The sequence below is a fragment of the Caballeronia sp. AZ10_KS36 genome (assembly GCF_023631105.1).
Classification (GTDB): domain Bacteria; phylum Pseudomonadota; class Gammaproteobacteria; order Burkholderiales; family Burkholderiaceae; genus Caballeronia.
Genome location: NZ_JALQDQ010000025.1, coordinates 340,222 through 356,759 on the forward strand (window position 1 = coordinate 340,222; position 16,538 = coordinate 356,759).

General features: G+C 62.6%; 18 protein-coding genes and 1 riboswitch. Of the genes, 9 read left to right on the forward strand and 9 right to left on the reverse strand.

The window, feature by feature from the left end:
• Positions 1 to 5 precede the first annotated feature (5 nt).
• Positions 6 to 242 carry a CbtB domain-containing protein gene (locus NCR35_RS16990; RefSeq protein WP_250535277.1) on the reverse strand — a complete coding sequence of 79 codons (237 nt, stop codon included), beginning with the start codon at positions 240 to 242 and terminating at the stop codon, positions 6 to 8.
• Positions 243 to 273: 31 nt separating this feature from the next.
• Positions 274 to 396: riboswitch (cobalamin riboswitch) on the reverse strand.
• A 27-nt stretch (positions 397 to 423) separates the two neighbouring features.
• Here NCR35_RS16990 and NCR35_RS16995 point away from each other — a divergent pair.
• The 3 genes from NCR35_RS16995 (at position 424) to hmuQ (ending at position 1,797) form a co-directional block, all read left to right on the forward strand.
• On the forward strand, positions 424 to 999 hold the full coding sequence (locus tag NCR35_RS16995) for a histidine phosphatase family protein (RefSeq protein ID WP_502801689.1): 576 nt from the start codon (positions 424 to 426) through the stop codon (positions 997 to 999).
• Between the two features lie 72 nt (positions 1,000 to 1,071).
• Entirely contained in the window at positions 1,072 to 1,443 is a 372-nt protein-coding gene (locus tag NCR35_RS17000) for a DUF1428 domain-containing protein (protein WP_250535279.1), read from the forward strand.
• A 39-nt stretch (positions 1,444 to 1,482) separates the two neighbouring features.
• Positions 1,483 to 1,797 carry a heme-degrading protein HmuQ gene (hmuQ, locus tag NCR35_RS17005; RefSeq protein ID WP_250535280.1) on the forward strand — a complete coding sequence of 105 codons (315 nt, stop codon included), beginning with the start codon at positions 1,483 to 1,485 and terminating at the stop codon, positions 1,795 to 1,797.
• A 114-nt stretch (positions 1,798 to 1,911) separates the two neighbouring features.
• Here the strand turns inward: hmuQ and NCR35_RS17010 are convergent, their stop codons facing one another.
• Positions 1,912 to 2,229 carry a hypothetical protein gene (locus NCR35_RS17010; protein ID WP_250535281.1) on the reverse strand — a complete coding sequence of 106 codons (318 nt, stop codon included), beginning with the start codon at positions 2,227 to 2,229 and terminating at the stop codon, positions 1,912 to 1,914.
• An 82-nt stretch (positions 2,230 to 2,311) separates the two neighbouring features.
• Positions 2,312 to 3,253: a bifunctional Delta(1)-pyrroline-2-carboxylate/Delta(1)-piperideine-2-carboxylate reductase gene (lhpI, locus tag NCR35_RS17015; protein WP_250535282.1), complete on the reverse strand. Its 942-nt coding sequence runs from the start codon at positions 3,251 to 3,253 to the stop codon at positions 2,312 to 2,314.
• A gap of 224 nt (positions 3,254 to 3,477) precedes the next feature.
• Between lhpI and ppk2 the strand changes: the two genes are divergently transcribed.
• A complete protein-coding gene (gene ppk2 / locus NCR35_RS17020; protein ID WP_244850086.1) occupies positions 3,478 to 4,374 on the forward strand; it encodes a polyphosphate kinase 2 in 897 nt (298 codons plus the stop codon).
• A 6-nt stretch (positions 4,375 to 4,380) separates the two neighbouring features.
• Here the strand turns inward: ppk2 and NCR35_RS17025 are convergent, their stop codons facing one another.
• The 5 genes from NCR35_RS17025 to NCR35_RS17045 form a co-directional block, all read right to left on the reverse strand.
• Positions 4,381 to 4,602, reverse strand: a complete 222-nt coding sequence (locus tag NCR35_RS17025; RefSeq protein WP_250535283.1) for a hypothetical protein — start codon at positions 4,600 to 4,602, stop codon at positions 4,381 to 4,383.
• Between the two features lie 146 nt (positions 4,603 to 4,748).
• A complete protein-coding gene (locus NCR35_RS17030) occupies positions 4,749 to 6,254 on the reverse strand; it encodes an efflux transporter outer membrane subunit (RefSeq protein WP_284503081.1) in 1,506 nt (501 codons plus the stop codon).
• 8 nt (positions 6,255 to 6,262) lie between these two features.
• A complete protein-coding gene (locus NCR35_RS17035; RefSeq protein ID WP_250535285.1) occupies positions 6,263 to 9,463 on the reverse strand; it encodes an efflux RND transporter permease subunit in 3,201 nt (1,066 codons plus the stop codon).
• 31 nt (positions 9,464 to 9,494) lie between these two features.
• Positions 9,495 to 10,691: an efflux RND transporter periplasmic adaptor subunit gene (locus NCR35_RS17040; protein ID WP_244850082.1), complete on the reverse strand. Its 1,197-nt coding sequence runs from the start codon at positions 10,689 to 10,691 to the stop codon at positions 9,495 to 9,497.
• A gap of 55 nt (positions 10,692 to 10,746) precedes the next feature.
• On the reverse strand, positions 10,747 to 11,565 hold the full coding sequence (locus tag NCR35_RS17045) for an alpha/beta hydrolase (protein WP_175941431.1): 819 nt from the start codon (positions 11,563 to 11,565) through the stop codon (positions 10,747 to 10,749).
• Positions 11,566 to 11,780: 215 nt separating this feature from the next.
• On the opposite strand from NCR35_RS17045, the gene NCR35_RS17050 reads away from it, so the two are divergent.
• The 4 genes from NCR35_RS17050 to NCR35_RS17065 all read left to right on the forward strand — a co-directional run bounded on the left by NCR35_RS17050 (position 11,781) and on the right by NCR35_RS17065 (position 15,248).
• Positions 11,781 to 12,791 (forward strand): LysR family transcriptional regulator, encoded by a 1,011-nt coding sequence (locus NCR35_RS17050; RefSeq protein WP_250535286.1) that lies wholly within the window; start codon positions 11,781 to 11,783, stop codon positions 12,789 to 12,791.
• Between the two features lie 266 nt (positions 12,792 to 13,057).
• Positions 13,058 to 13,396, forward strand: a complete 339-nt coding sequence (locus NCR35_RS17055) for a DUF4148 domain-containing protein (protein ID WP_250535287.1) — start codon at positions 13,058 to 13,060, stop codon at positions 13,394 to 13,396.
• 39 nt (positions 13,397 to 13,435) lie between these two features.
• On the forward strand, positions 13,436 to 13,582 hold the full coding sequence (locus NCR35_RS17060; protein ID WP_244850078.1) for a hypothetical protein: 147 nt from the start codon (positions 13,436 to 13,438) through the stop codon (positions 13,580 to 13,582).
• Positions 13,583 to 14,783: 1,201 nt separating this feature from the next.
• A complete protein-coding gene (locus NCR35_RS17065; protein WP_206469470.1) occupies positions 14,784 to 15,248 on the forward strand; it encodes a DUF3331 domain-containing protein in 465 nt (154 codons plus the stop codon).
• 34 nt (positions 15,249 to 15,282) lie between these two features.
• Here NCR35_RS17065 and NCR35_RS17070 read toward each other — a convergent pair whose 3' ends face one another.
• On the reverse strand, positions 15,283 to 15,897 hold the full coding sequence (locus NCR35_RS17070) for an NAD(P)-dependent oxidoreductase (protein WP_250535288.1): 615 nt from the start codon (positions 15,895 to 15,897) through the stop codon (positions 15,283 to 15,285).
• 437 nt (positions 15,898 to 16,334) lie between these two features.
• On the opposite strand from NCR35_RS17070, the gene NCR35_RS17075 reads away from it, so the two are divergent.
• Positions 16,335 to 16,532, forward strand: coding sequence for a hypothetical protein (locus NCR35_RS17075; protein ID WP_159833576.1), 198 nt, complete (start codon positions 16,335 to 16,337; stop codon positions 16,530 to 16,532).
• Positions 16,533 to 16,538 lie beyond the last annotated feature (6 nt).

Here is a 16,538-nt window from a genome sequence, read left to right on the forward strand (position 1 = left end):
CGCCCTTAGTGGCAGGGAAAGCCGAGCAGGTGCCGGCCGTCATGCACGAATTCGTGAACGACCATGCCGGAGAAGATGGACGTCGCGCCCTGCTCCGCACCGACGAAATAAATGGCGATCAAAAGGATCAGGCCGATGAACACGGCCCAAGGCAAGACTTCACGTACCGGAATAGGCACCGGCGCATCGAGGGCGGGCGAAACAGGAGCGGCGGCATAGACCGGCGCGTGAGCGACATTCATTGATTTTCTCCGAGGGAAAAGCGCGTCCCAATAGACGAAAGAGCTTGCAGCGGGGTCTGACTCGCGGACCGTCGTTTTCACGAAAGCCGCTTACAGTGGCGCGACCGTGCCGGGCTTGCACCGGCTTCCTCACACTGCAAGCTTGCCATTCTAGGACGATTGCGGGCAAAGTAAAGCAACGATGCGCCCATTGCCTCAATCATTGAACGTCACGCTTCTCTGCCACGCCGCCACGCACGCGATGAAAACCGCCCGCTTTCCGACGGGCGACGAGCCGCCTGCATGCGATGAACGCGCGGCTCTTGCGCAGCGCTTCGCACGCTTCGACGGCCGCGTGATTGCAAGTCCCGCGGCCGCTGCGCGCGCGACTGCCGCATGCATAGCAAGCACCGTCGAAACGAACGACGCATTCAACGATATCGACTACGGCCGCTGGCGCGGGCATGCGATACGCGCCATCGCCGAAAAAGAGCCTGAAGGCATGAGCGCATGGCTTTCGAATGTCGCCGCGCGGCCGCACGGCGGCGAGAGTATTGCCATGCTTTCCGAACGCATTGCGAGCGCGCTTGCAACTCTTGTGCGTGACGATGCCCGCATCGAACGCTGCCTGATCGTCACGCATGCCATCGTCATCAAAGCCGCATTGGCGCATGTGCGAGGCGACCCGCTCGAATCCATCTTTGCGATGGACTTCGCGCCCCTGTCGTCCATATCGCTCGACTATGACCGACGGTGCGGCGTCTGGACCGTGGCCTGAACTTCGTCGTGCGGCTCAAGCTCCAATGCAATTGACGGCATGACGCTGTCGATATGGCTCAAGGAGGCTCACATGGCGCACTATGTGGATGGATTCGTCGTACCTGTTCCCACCGACAAGATCGACGCGTATCGCGTCATGGCCGAGCAGGCAGGCAAGATCTGGCTTGAGCATGGCGCACTGCAATTCGTCGAAAGCATTGCCGACGACGTCAAGCCAGGGGAAGTCACTTCATTTCCGCAGAGCGTGCAATTGAGAGAAGGTGAAACGATTGCATTCTCGTGGATACTGTATGAATCCCGCGAGCAGCGCGACGCAGTCAACGCCAAGGTCATGAACGACCCGCGCCTGAAGGCGATGATGGAGCAAGGCGAGCCGCCGTTCGACGCGAAGCGCATGTTCTTCGGCGGATTTGCGACGATAGTCGAACTGGCGCGCCCTTAAACCTTCGTTTGTTGACTCACCACAAAGGAAAGTATCGACATGTATATCGCCATGAATCGCTTCAAGATCGTGCCCGGCGCAGAAGCGGACTTCGAGCGCCTATGGACGAGCCGCGACACGCATCTCAGGGATGTCCCCGGCTTCGTCGAATTTCATTTGCTAAAGGGCCCGGCCAAGGACGATCACGTCCTTTATTCGAGCCACACGATCTGGGCGAATCGGGCGGCGTTCGAAGACTGGACGCGGTCCGACGCCTTTCGCGCCGCGCATCGCAACGCAGGCGGCGAGACGCGCCAGCTCTATCTCGGGCACCCTGAATTCGAAGGCTTCGAAGTCATTCAGACCGTCAAGTAGCACGTTTCTTTTACACGTTGATGAAAGAATGTGCTTAAAGAGCGTCCGCTATGACCGCTTGGGCGCTTCGATTTGGGCGCTTCGATTTGGGCGCTTCGATTTGGGCGCTTCGAATCAGGCCTTGGCTCCGCGCGCCATGCGCTGCAAAGTGGACGAGTCGATGGCGGCGGCGCAAATGCGCACCGCCTCTTTGAGTGTGCGCGGCCGTCCAGCACCGAATTCGCTTTCCAGCATGGCGACGGCGCGCACGCGCTCCTCGTTGCCCAACTGCTCGCCGGTCGCCATCTCGAGGACGGAGATGAAATAAGCGGCGGGCGGCGCGGCGCGCCCTTGGGCCGAAGGCGCCGGTGCCCGCGAAACCGCGAGGTCGTTGGTATCGGCGGTTCGGTATGCCGGCCATGCTGCCCGGTCGGTGTCGATTCGACTGTTCATTGGTCTGTTCATTCGCTGGAGTGCTTGAGCGCCGTCGCGCAATCGTCATCGAGCAAACTTACAGCAAAGGTTGTTCCACCTGTCACGCGGCTTGGCTCTGGTCCGACAAGACCACCCTCGCGACACGGCAGGCTGCGAGGTCCCACGCCGCGCATCCGACCGACTTGAACACCACCGGAATGTCGGGTCTTTCGTGCGATGCAAGCGCCGTCGCGAGCGGCCGCACCGTGTTCCAGTCGATTCCGGCGAGGATGAAATCGCCCGCTTCGTGACGCGCGCCTGCGAGATCGTCGACGAACAAGGCGCTGGCATGAATCGTCGAGGCGGCGATTTCAGCGGCATCGGCGGTGAAAGCGCCTACGCCTATCACGAGTCGCGCCGCGCTGGCCGCAAGCGAATACACCGGCGTCTTGCTGGTCGTCGTGGTGATCACCACGTCGATAGAGTCCGGTATCGCCGGACCTTCGAGCGGGACCAGGTTCGGCGAAAGCTCGGCGTGGTCCGCGCAGAAAACACTCGCGCGCCCCGCACGCGAGCCGAGAATGTAGAGGCGCGCTTCCGGATACAGGCTCGCAAGCGCTTCCACATGCGACGCCGCCTGCTTTCCGGTGCCAATCACGAGCACTTCGCGCGGAACATCGGCGGCCAGCGCGCGTATCGCGAGCATGGAGACTGCGGCCGTTCGGCGACCGGTGACCGTGGGACCGTCGAGCATGAACTGGGGCACGCCTGTCGTGGCGTCGAAAGCGGTGACCTGACCGTGAATCGTCGGCAGGCCGCGTGCGCCATTGCCCGGGCACACGTTCACGAGCTTGTGCATCGCGATATCGGCGGCCGTTGCGGGCATCGAGAGCATCACTCCGCCGTGCGCGAGCGGGACCACCATCCGCTCGGGACTCGCTATGCGGCCGGCTGCATAATCGAGCATGGTCGCGGCGAGCGTATCCGCCAAGCGGTCGTAAGGCAGAAGGCGTGCGGTTTGCGTCGCGTCGAAAAAGGGAATTGCGCCAGCTGTGTCGATCATCGTGCGGTTCGCCTCTGGAATGGGTGTGCCATCGTGATGCCATCAAACGCTCGACCATTCTAAGGGCCGCGCTGCTCGTGTCATAAAGCGCGCGGCTTCATACAATGAATGACGCGGAAGGCGGTGTCACACGACTGCCATGCGGGAACGTCACCATCGGGCGTTCAGCGCCGGCCGAACACTGCGCCCAAGAAGCAGGCCACAGCACGCACATGGAGCATTCAATGACCACGACGGACAAGCAGCGCCGCTTTCACGCTGACCTGATCGACAGCTACGACGAAGAGTTCGAGATGGAGATCGACGATCGCTTCCTCGATGGCGAAGCGGCGTTCTCGGACGAAGAGCGGCAGCTTCGCAAGACTTATTTCCGCGAGTTGTTCCGGCTACAGGGCGAATTGGTGAAGCTACAGGACTGGGTGGTCCATACCGGTCACCGGCTTGTCGTGATCTTCGAGGGGCGCGATGCCGCCGGCAAGGGCGGCGCGATCAAACGCATCACGCAGCGGCTCAATCCGCGTGTCTGCCGCGTCGCCGCCCTCCCCGCGCCCAACAATCGCGAGCGCACGCAATGGTACTTTCAGCGATATGTCTCGCACTTGCCGGCGGGCGGCGAGATCGTGCTGTTCGACCGAAGCTGGTACAACCGCGCGGGCGTCGAGCGCGTGATGCACTTCTGCACCGACGAAGAGTATGAGGAATTCTTTCGCTCGGTGCCGGAGTTCGAGAAGATGCTCGTGCGTAGCGGCATCCAGATCATCAAGTACTGGTTCTCGATCACCGACGACGAACAGGAAGTGCGCTTTCAGGCGCGAATCGAAGATCCGCTCAAGCAGTGGAAGCTGAGTCCGATGGACCTGGAGAGCCGCCGTCGCTGGGAAGCGTATACGGCCGCGAAGGAAGTCATGCTGCAACGCTCGCATATTCCCGAAGCGCCGTGGTGGGTCGTGCAGGCTGTCGACAAAAAGCGCGCGCGCCTCAACTGCATTCATCACCTGTTGAGCCAGGTGCCGTATCACGAGATAGAACACCCGCCAATCACGCTGCCCGAGCGCGTGTTCAATCCCGATTACCTGCGTCAGCCCGTGCCGGAATCGATGTACGTCCCCGAAGTGTATTGAGTAAGTTCAGCAGCAGTGACGGCAGGCGATGCGCTCCACCGCCGCGCCGCCACGCTGACGCAGCGCCACTTGATGCATGAAATGATAGGCGTGCTGCGACCCTCTCAGCAGCATCACGAATGCGACTTGCGCGAGGTTGAAGTCCAGCGAGACCATCAGGCGCGTTAGAAGAAGCAGTGGCAGGACCACTGACGGTTGATATAGCTGTCTTTCGATCAAGGCTCTCATTGCACGCTCCCGTTCCCATGATTCAAATTCTAGGGATCGCGTCGCACGGGATAAATGGGCGCCAGGTGAAGACATATGTTCCTCGCGACGAACAATCGGCTTCATAGCAAAAAGCCCCGCTTGGAGCGGGGCTTTGTGTGTGTGCATTACTTCTGTGCGAGGCTCGGTTCAGGCACGGGCGTAGGCACTGCATCGCCCCAGCCGCCGCCTAGAGCCCGAACGAGATTGACCGTCGATACCGCCTGCGCTCCCGCGAGCTGAACCGCTGCACGCTGCGATTGCAGCACGGTGCGCTCGGCGTCGATCACGTCGAGATAGTTTACCGCGCCTTCGGTGTACTGCGTGCGCGACAGTTGCGCGGCGCGTACCGACGCATTCACCGCATCCGCTTGTGTCGCCGTCTGCGTCTCAAGAATGCGCAAGTCCGACAGGTTGTCCTCGACTTCACGAAACGCCACGAGCACTTGCTGGCGATAATTCGCCACGTCCTCTTCGTAGATGGCGCGCGCATTGGCGAGATTGCCCTTGCGACGGCCGCCGTCGAAGATAGGCAGATTCAGCATGGTGCCCGCGAACGGTCCCAGCAGGAACGTGCGGCTCGACCAGTTGAAGAGATCGCCGAGCGTGGCCGATTCAAACCCGCCCGAACCTGTCAGCGTGAGCGACGGAAAGAACGCCGCCTTCGCGACGCCGATGCGCGCGTTGGCCGCCGCCATCGACCGCTCGGCAGCCGCAATGTCCGGGCGACGTTCGAGCAGCGAAGACGGCAAGCCGGGCGGCACGTGCACGGTGACAGGCTTGAGCGGATTAGCGGCCATCGAGAACTCGGCAGGCGTCTTGCCGAGCAACACCGCGAGACTATGCTCGGATGCCGCGCGCAGCCGTTGCACCGTCATCGCATCCGAACGCGCGGTCGCGAGTTCCGACTTGGCGCGTGCGACATCCAACTCGCTGATATCGCCTTCGGCGAACCGTCGCTCTGCGAGCTTCAGTGCTTCCTCACGCAACTTCACGGTGCGCGTGTACACGTCCAGTTCGGCATCGCGCTCGCGCAGCTCGAAGTAGTTTTGCGCGACGTCCGCCTGCAACGCGAGCTGCACTGAGCGGAACAACGCTTCGCTTTGCTGCGTGTCGGCGTTGGCGGCCTGCACGGAATTCGACACGCGCCCGAACAGATCCACCTCGTACGACACGCTGGCCTGCGCGCGCCACAACGTCTGCGCGGGAACGTTCGCGTTCGGAGGCAGAAACTGCGATGCGGGCGAGAACTTCTCGCGCGTCGGACCGAAGCCTGCGTCGAGTGTCGGAAAGAGTCCCGCGCGCGCGGTCTGATTGATCGCCCGCGCTTCCTTCACGCGCGCCGCCGCGGCCTTCAGGTTCTGGTTGGCATCCTGCGCCTGACGTTCCAGATCGTTCAGCGTGGCGTCGTCGAAAAGCGTCCACCATTCGCCGCGCATCATCTCTTCCGAAGGCTGCGCGGTCTTCCAGGTGCCCGCTTCCGATGGCGACAGCGTCGGCGTTTCCTTATAGGCGCTCGGCGCGTTGACGTCCGGCTTTTCATAAGTGGGTGCGAGCGAACATCCCGCGACCACCAGCAACGCGCTCATCAGCGCGGGCAAACCCAGCCATTTTTGTATAGGCATCTTGTTCATTATCGACCTCATTGCGCCTCGTACGAAGCGCCGATACCGCGCATCTGCGGATGCGTGCCATGCTTGTCCGTCACATGTTCGGTGCGGCTCAGCTTGCGCAGAATCACGTAGAACACGGGCGTGAGCATCAGGCCGAAGAGCGTCACGCCCAACATGCCGAAGAACACCGCGACGCCCATGGCGTGCCGCATTTCAGAGCCTGCACCCGACGACAACACGAGCGGCACCACGCCCATGATGAACGCGATGGACGTCATCAAGATCGGACGCAGACGCAGGCGGCTGGCTTCGATCGCGGCCTGCACGATGGAGCGCCCCTGCATCTCCAGTTCGCGTGCGAATTCGACGATCAGAATCGCGTTCTTCGCGGACAAGCCCACGAGCACCATCAAGCCGATCTGCGTGAAGATGTTGTTGTCGCCGTCGGTGAGCCATACGCCGATCAGTGCGGACAAGATACTCATCGGCACGATCAGAATGACTGCGAGCGGCAGCGTCAGGCTTTCATACAACGCGGCAAGCACGAGGAACACAAGCAGCACGCTGATCGGGAACACCCACAGCGCCGCGTTGCCCGCGAGGATCTGCTGATACGTGAGATCGGTCCATTCGAACTTGATCCCGCGCGGCAGCACTTCCGCCGCAATGCGTTCGGCTGCTGCCTGCGCCTGTCCCGACGAATAGCCGGGCGCGGGACCGCCGTTGATGTCCGCTGCCGTATAGCCGTTGTAGCGCACCACCATTTCGGGGCCATACGTCGGCGAGACTTTCACGAGCGACGACAAAGGCACCATGTCGCCATTCGCGTTACGCGTCTTCAGCAGGCCGATGTCCTCAGGATTCGCGCGGAACGGCGCATCCGCTTGCACGCGCACTTGATACACGCGGCCGAAGCGATTGAAGTCGTTCACGTACAGCGAGCCGAGATACACCTGCATGGTGTCGAACACATCGGTGACGGACACACCCAGTTGCTTCGCCTTCACGCGATCCAGATCGACGTTCAATTGCGGCACGTTGATCTGATAGCTGGAGAACGTCGGCCCGAGTTCCGGCGTTTGCGATGCACGCTTGATGAACGCCTGCGTGGCATCGGCGAGCGCCGCATAGCCGAGCGCGCCGCGATCTTCGAGCTGCATCTTGAAGCCGCCGAGCGTGCCCAAGCCGAGCACCGGCGGCGGTGGGAACACGGCGATGAACGATCCCTTGATGCCCGCGTACTTCTGATTCAGCGCGCCTGCGATTGCGTTCGCGGAAAGCGCCTTGTCATGCACGCGGTCCTTGAACGGCTTGAGCGTGACGAACACGATGCCCGCGCTCGACGAATTCGTGAAGCCGTTCACCGACAAGCCCGGGAACTCCACCGCGCTTTCCACGCCCGGCTGCTTCAGCGCGATGGCGCTCATTTCGCGGATCACGCCTTCGGTGCGGTCGAGCGATGCGCCGTTCGGCAACTGAGCGAAGCTGATCAGATACTCCTTGTCCTGCGCGGGCACGAAGCCGCCCGGCACGATCTTGCCCATCAATACGGCGCCGCCGAGCAGCACCGCATAGAGCACCATCATGATCGCCTTGCGGTTGATGACGCTTTTCACGCCCTTGCTGTAGGACTCGGACCCACGATGAAACACCGCGTTGAAGCGCCGGAAGAAGCCACCGAACACGCGATCCATGCCGCGCGTGAGCCAGTCCTTCGGCTCGTCATGACCCTTGAGCAGCAGTGCGGCCAGCGCGGGCGACAGCGTCAGCGAGTTGAACGCGGAGATCACCGTCGAGATGGCGATGGTCATCGCGAACTGCTTGTAGAACTGGCCCGTCAAGCCGGACATGAACGCGAGCGGCACGAATACGGCCACGAGCGTCAGCGCAATCGCGATGATCGGCCCGCTCACTTCGCGCATGGCCTGATACGTCGCCTCTCGCGCGGACAAGCCCGCTTCGATGTTGCGCTCGACGTTCTCGACCACCACGATCGCATCGTCCACGACGATACCGATGGCGAGCACCATGCCGAAGAGCGACAGCGCGTTGATCGAGAAACCGAATGCGAGCAACAGCGAGAAGGTACCGACGATCGACACCGGTACGGCAAGCAGCGGAATGATCGACGCACGCCACGTCTGCAAGAACACGATCACCACGAGCACGACGAGCGCAATGGCTTCCGCGAGCGTATGGATCACGGCTTCGATACTGGAACGCACGAACTGCGTCGGGTCATAGACGATCTGATATTCGAGGCCTGCGGGCATGTCCGCCTGCAGTTCCTTCATCGTCTTGCGCACTTCGTCGGAGATTTGCAGCGAGTTCGCGCCCGGCTGCTGATTGATCGCGATAGCCACTGCGGACTTGTTGTCGAGAAGCGAGCGCAAGCCGTATTCGGAGGCCGCGAGTTCGACACGCGCGACATCGCCCAGATGCGTGACCGCGCCGTCCGGCGACGTCTTCAGCACGATATCGCGGAACTCAGACTCGTTCTGCAAGCGGCCGCGCGCATTCACGTTCAGTTGCAGCGGCACGTTAGGCAGCGTGGGCGAACCGCCGATCACGCCGGCCGCGACCTGCACGTTCTGCTCGCGAATGGCATTCACGACATCGGTCGCCGTCAGGCCGCGCTGCGCCACCTTTTGCGGATCGAGCCATACGCGCATCGAGTAATCGCCCGAGCCCCACAGTTGCACTTCGCCGACGCCGGCAATGCGTTCGAGCCGGTCCTTCACGTTGATCAGCGCGTAATTGCGCAGATACGTCATGTCGTAACGGCCGTTGGGCGAGTTCAGGTGGACCACCATCGTGAGCGTGGGCGACGACTTGATCGTCGTGACGCCGAGCCGCTGCACGTCTTGCGGCAGACGCGGCAACGCCTGATTCACGCGGTTCTGCACGAGCTGCGTGTTCTTGTCCGGATCGGTGCCGAGCTTGAACGTGACCGTGGTCGTCAGGTTGCCGTCGCTGTTGGCCTGCGACTGCATGTAGAGCATGTCCTCTACGCCGTTGATCTGCTCTTCGAGCGGCGAAGCGACGGTCTCCGCGATCACCTTCGGATTCGCGCCCGGATACTGCGCATGCACGACCACCGAAGGCGGCACGACTTCCGGATACTCGGAGATCGGCAGCCTGAACATCGCGATGATCCCGGCCAGCAGCACGACCACCGATAACACGCCCGCAAAAATCGGGCGGTCGATGAAGAATTTGGATATGTTCATGACGGGTTCTGTTCGTTACGAATGACGCGCATCACTGTGCCGATGCGGTCTTCACCGCGGGCGCATCGCCGGCGTTGTTCATGGCGACGGCGTTGACCTTCACGACATCGTTCGGACGCACGCGCTGCAAGCCGTTCACGACGATGCGCTCGCCCGGCGCGAGTCCCTTCGCGATGACGCGCAGGCCGTCATGCGTCTGGCCCAGCGTGACTTCGCGGTATTGCACGCGGTTGTCCTTGTCCACCACCATCACGTACTTCTTGTCCTGATCCGTGCCGATGGCGGCGTCGTCGACGAGCACTGCCGGATGCGGCGTGCCGCCGCCCACCTTGATGCGCGCGTAGAGCCCCGGCACGAGCGAGCCGTCCGGGTTGTTGAATCGCGCACGCACGCGGATGGTGCCGGACGTCGTATCGAGCCGGTTATCGACCGAATCAACGACGCCTTCGCGCGAATAGCCGTCCTCGTTGGCCAAGCCGAGCGAGACCGGCACGGTGCTGCCCGCATCGCGGCCGAGATAGCGCAGGTAGGTCTGCTCGTCCACATCGAACGAGGCGTAGATCGGCGAAACCGAGACGAGCGTCGTCAGGAGCGGCGCGTTCGCGCCCGTCGACACGATGTTCCCGACCGTCAGCTCCGCACGCGAGACGCGGCCCGACACCGGCGCGACGATATGCGTGTACGCGAGATTGATCTTCGCGGCTTCGAGCGCGGCCTGCGCGGCCTTCAGGTTCGCGACGGCCTCGCGCGCGGCGTTCTGCTTCTCGTCGTAGTCGCGCTTGGCAATGGCGTTGTCCGCGAGCAGACGTTCGGCGCGCGCCGCGTCCGTCGACGTATAGCCGTTGCGGGCTTGCGCCGCCGCGAGCTGCGCCTGTGCGCGGTCCACTTCGGCTTCGTAGGGACGCGGATCGATGGTGAAGAGCGGATCGCCTTTCTTCACGAGCGCGCCGTCCTTGAAATGAACGGCGACGATAGTGCCGGGCACGAGCGGACGAATGTCCACGTGATTCACCGCTTCGAGCCTGCCGGAATAGCTTTGCCAATCCGTGATGGTCTTCGACACGACGGTCGCCACGTCCACTTCCGTGGCGGTCGGACCGTGTGCCGCGGCGTGCGCCTGATTGATGGCTGCGTCGCCCTGGCCGCGCCAGACGGTATAGCCGCCCGCGCCTGCGAGAATCAGCGTCGCGCCTAGCGCGGCGTAGATGCGTTTGCGAGTGAACATCATGATGGAAAGCTCCGGTTGCGTTGAGTTCGTATTGTTGTGGTGCGTGGCTTTGCGCTTATGTGGTGCGCGCGAGCCGTTTCCTGAAGAACGCGACGACATCCTTCAATGCCGCCGCATGCGCGGCGAGCGCCTGGTGCGATGCCTTGCAATGGCGCGTGACCTCGGTCGGGACGCCCGCCGCAATGAGTTCGGCCGCGTATTTCTCGGCTTCGATATGCAGAAGGTCATGCTCCGCGCTCGCGATCAATGCAGGAGGCAAGCCAGCAAGACGGCGCGATTCGAGCGGCGCGGCGTACGGATGCAAACGTTGCGACGGATTCGGCAAGTACGCGCGATAGCACCGCGCGCACTCGCTGAGTTCGAGATCGGGGCACAGAACCTTGCGCTCGTCGGCCACGCGCGTCATGCTCGGATCGAGCAGCGGCGCGAGCAGCGCCTGCGCCGACACGCGAATGTCGCCGCGATCGCGGGCGATGGCGGCCACGCAGGTCGCGAGATTGCCGCCTGCATCGTGGCCCGCGACGCCCATGCGCTGCGGGTCCGCGCGCTGGCCGCGTGCATGGGCGAAGGCCCATTGCGCCGCGCGATAACCGTCCTCTGGCGCAGCGGGAAACGGATAGGCCGGCGCGAGCGAATAGCCGACGGACACGACCCACGCCGGCGTATCGCGTGCGATGGTCGAAGCGGCGATGTCGGCATCGTCCAGATTGCCGTGTGTAAAACCACCGCCATGAAAATAGAGCACGATGGGCAAGACAGTGCCATCGGATGCCGGGCGATAGCTGCGCAGCACGATGGGCTGGACGTGCCCTGCGATATGCACTTCTTCGATGCACAGTCTCGGGCGTTGCTCCTGATCCAGCAGTGTTGCCATGGTTATTCCGTTTGCACGGCCTTGCGTACAAGGCGTCCGCGCATGAGTTGCGATGGTCCGAATTCTGGAGTCCACGCCTTTTTAGATAAATGCCTATAATCCGGCAACACAATTCGGTCGCCCCGAACAATCGGGGCAATCGTGGCTAGACCGCGCAATTCCATTTTTAGCCACCGCTTAATTCCTCGCTCACTCAGCAACGAAGGTACGAGAACATGGATCGGCTACAAGCAATGCAGGTCTTTACCCGCGTCGTCGACACGAACAGCTTTTCGCGGGCGGCGGATACGCTCAATCTGCCGCGCGCATCCGTGACGACGATCATTCAAAACCTCGAAGCGTTTCTCAACGTGCGTCTGCTTCAGCGCACGACGCGCAGGCTCAATCTCACACCGGACGGCGCAGCTTATTACGAGCGTTGCGTGCGCATTCTCGCGGATATCGAAGAAGCGGAGAGCACGTTCTCGAACAACGGCAAAGGCCCGCACGGCAAGCTGCGCGTGGACATGCCGGGCGCAATCGGGCGTCTGATCGTCATGCCTCAGCTATGCGATTTCCACACCCGCTATCCGGATATCGAACTGATGATGGGCTTCGGCGACAAGCCCGTCGATCTGATTCAGGAAGGCGTCGATTGCGTGATTCGCGTGGGCACGCTGCAGGATTCGAGTCTCGTCGCGCGGCGCATCGGCGTGTTCCAGGGCGTGACGGTGGCAAGCCCGCAATACCTGGAGCGCCACGGCACGCCGAACACGCTCGACGATTTGCAGAACCACACGGCGGTCAATTATTTTTCGAGCCGCACGGGCCGCATCATGGATATGGATTTCGTCGTGGACGGTGAAACCATCGAAGTGAAGATGCGCGGCATGATCGCGGTGAACGACGCCGAAGCGTATTTGAGCTGCGGGCTGAAGGGCGTCGGCATCGTGCAGATCGCGCGTTTCATGGCGCTGCCCTACTTGCGTTCAGGCGAACTCGTCGAAGTCCTGCCGCAATGGAATCCGCTGCCGATGCCTATTTCCGCGGTCTATCCGCACAACCGGCATTTGTCGCCGAAAGTGCGCGTCTTCGTGGACTGGGTCGCCGAGCTATTCGAACGCTGCCCGCTGCTGCAAGGACAGAAGGATGCGGAAGAGCGTTGCCTGCCGACGAGCACCGCATCGCCGATGATCGTGCGTCATGGCACGCCCGAAGTGGCAGGCACGGCAGACGTTGTGGTTTAACGAAGCATCGCTGTTCTTCTCTCGCTGTTCTTCCCGTTTCTCGAATGCTTTCCATCGCCATGATGGAAAGCATTTCTCTCGTTTCCCACTGACTTCGATGACGACGCCGCGAGCGATTATTCGCGGATGTCGATAAATCTATTCGCGGATGGGGCATTTATCCGCCCGCACCGCGCGACTACATTTCGTCCTGCCACGACGCATCGCTCGATTGAACAATGCGCCGTATCCCGATGCATATGGAACGGACCGAAAGGAGTCGCAACATGAAAAACTATCTCGTCGCGAGTGTCTCGCTTGCCGCTATCTCTGCCGTCATTTCGAGCACGGCTTTCGCTGAAGGCGGTCAAGGCATTGGCCGTGCGGGGACGTATCTGACTCAGACAACGTCGAGCACGAGCGAAGCACCGAAGACCCGCGCGCAGGTCCGCGCGGAACTTGCAGCGGCTTACTCGGACGGCTCGCTGCCCGCGTTGAATCGCAATAGCTATCCGTCGCGCAGCATGTGGGGCGATGCGGTCGCCGCCCAAGCGGAAGCGCGCAATCGCGGGATCGTCGAGTATGCGAATGGGTCGCCGGTGCGAAACAATGTCGTCGCGCGTTGAATTATTTCGCTTACCTAACTACTTATAACGAGGTCGATCATGTTCGATAACACATCGCTCGAACAATTCTCCATGCTCGACGATTTCGCGCCGACTGCGCCCGTGTGGCGGCCGTTCGTGCAGCCCGCATCGACCGAGGCGTTGCAGGGCGCGCAAGAATGCGGCGAACATGCTGCGATTTCCTGAGCAGGCTCGATCGCGCCCACGCGGTCCTTGGACGCGGGCGCGATTTGCGCGTCAGGGACAGGCATGGCCAGTATGCGGCATCGTAGCCGCGTGACGGCAGTTGCGAAGGCGTCGTCGGTGGTCGGCGGCGTCGGGCAGGATGCGCCGCGATGTTGCGCTTCGCGCCGGACGTGACGGCCGGGCGCGCTGGCCTAGAGTCTCATCACGCTCGTACGCGCGCGAGCGGACCAGACAGCGTTCCCCGGCGGAACTGCTTATCGTCCGACAATCGCGGCACTGGCACACGTTAAACCCTCTTCTCGACGGCTTCTTCGCTCGCATGGCTTTACGGGCGCGGGTCGTATCGGTCCGAGCCAGTGGCGATGGACCGGGGCGCCTCGTTGTGCCGCAGCCCTTGCCGTCGGACCGCGCACCCGCATCGGCGACTTCTTTGACGCGGTGAGGACGCTATGGCCGGCTCCGAGCGCGCCGCCGCGCCCGCCGCCCGCGTACGATCTGCGCGTCCGGCCGTGCCCACAAGGCGTCTGCGCGTTTCGTGACCGGGCTGCCAGTCGTCTCGCGCCAGTTGAGTTCGTAGGCGCTCCTTCGTCGCCTGAGGCGACCAAACGGCATTGCTTGCCCCGGCAGGTGCCAACGGTGGACCATTGCCGCACTCGCAATCGTTCATCCGCTTTCCCAAGGCCTTCCGCCCGCGCTCGACTGCCACTTCCATGGCCGGCATTGGGCCGAGACCGAGCCGGTGGACCGCCGCTCTGCCTTCTCTGACAAGGATCTGCCTGGGGCCAGAGACGCCATCTGAGCCAGCGCTGTCGATCGACTTCCTGCGCCTCCGACGCGATGCCCACACAAGCGCGAATCGAAACGGCCGCTGGCTCTCTCGCAGGGCCCGGGCCCAGATACCCGCATTTCTGCCCGACAAACCCACATCGCACGTGAGGAAAAGCGCGTGTTTGTCTCTCTATCCCGACTAAACAGCATCGCGCCAACCAGCCCTCGCTCGACCGGGCGACCCGGCGCAAAGCCCCGCCCCACAAGCCTCCGACCGGGTCCACATGCTAACTCGACGGCCCGTCCGCCAGCGCCGTCCGCCGCCCATTCGGATTATTCGCAGGAACGGGACAGTGTTTTCACCTATGCCGTATTTATCGGAATATGCTTAATGACGTACGTTCTAGGTCGAGTCAAAGCCTGGAACAATGCCATGACAGCTTTTTCGAAAAGAGCGGACCCGTGGTCACAGACCGTCCACCAACTTGAAACAATCCCCGTCGAGTCGGGACGCACCGCGCCGTCGCAGAAGACGGCTCGGGCCGAAAGCGCGTTCCTCGAACGCCTGACCCGCGACTGGAATCGCACGCATCCGCGGGAGTCGAACGACCGCTTGCCTTTTCCGCAAGCCATCGTGCGCGTCATCGAGCGCCCGAGCAGCGCAACCGCGCTCGTTTATTGGTCCGACCCGGGAACGTGCCATTACGGCTATCAGGGCTGGCGCGCCACCACGGCGTCCGGCGACGGCGTGTGCTCGCTCTCGGGCATGCCGATTCATCGCGGCGACCAGGTTTATCGGCCGTCGCAGCGCGATCCGAAGCCCCAGAACGCATCGGCGATGATTCTCGCCGCCGCCATGCCCAAGACCGAGGAAGTCGAAGCCGACGTCCACGGCTAACCGGCGCAGGCGGCGGCCGCCCCGCCGCCTGCGGTCAATAACCGACCGTGAACCGCTGCTTGATATGCGCCCCGCGCTCGAATTCGTCGAGGAACGCAATCGCGAAATCGTCGAAGGAAATCCAGCTTCGGCCGTTGGCATCGACCAGTAGCTCGTCTACGCCGATGCGGAACCGCTGCGTGCGCGGGCCGCTCACGAACTCCGCCGACGGCGACACGAACGTCCAGTTCAGCTCGCGGTCGCGGCGCAGGGCGTCGAGAAATGCGGCGCCTGCTGTCGCTTCCGCGCGGTAGGCGTCGGGAAAGCCCGGCGCGTCGAGAACGCGCTGGCCGGGCGCCAGATACAGACTGCCCGCCCCGCCCACGACGAGCAGCCGTTCCACCCCCGCGCGCTTCACCGCGCCCACGATCGCGCTCTCGGGCACGGTCGAAAAACGCGTCGCGCTGAAGACGGCGTCGTGGCCGGCGATGGCATCGGCGAGCGCGTCGAGATCGAGCGCATCCACGTTTCGCGCGTCGAGACCGTCCCGCTTTTCGAGCTTCGAGGTGTCGCGGGCGAGCGCCGTCACGGCGTGTCCGCGCCGCAACGCTTCGTGGGTGAGCCGGCTTCCGACATTGCCGGTGGCGCCGATGATTGCGATCCTGCTCATGTTATTTTCTCCTTGTTTTATCGCGTGCGCATGGCCATCGCGCCGGCCTCTCGCGCCGGGTGCGGATAAGGAACGGCGAGTGAGCGGTCCTGATGGTTCGGATTCCTTCCCGCGAACAGCCCATGCTGAGTACGATCGTACGCTACGCCGCTTCCCGAGCGGCGCGCCCGATTGCGGCAGATGCAATTTCCGCGCCGCTTTGCCGCATCCGCATCCGATACCGCTACGCGAGCGTCATAAGAAAAACTCGCTTCGGCCGGCGCGCGCCGCCGTTACACTAGAGCCCCCGCGCTCATCGACAACTGCGTCATGACGGCGAATACCGGCGCGCCGGACGCGTAAGTTTCGGATGCGTGCTCAATCGAAGTCGTCAATTTGTCACGACACTGGTTTATCTTGCAGGTCCTCGCCGCTCCCTTACCGGAAAGGAGTTAATCGTGAAGAATCCGCAATTGCAGAGTGCCATCGAAGGACGCAACAATCCGGCAGGCGAGACTGCCTACGAGCCGATTCCGGTCGGCGCTGCGCCCGCCGAGTCGGCCGAGAAAACGGGCTACTCGGACTCGCTGGACATTCCGCTCAATTACGGCATCGTGATGGACGCTCTCAGGGACGCAGTGCGCGCGAATCTCTGAGCGTTC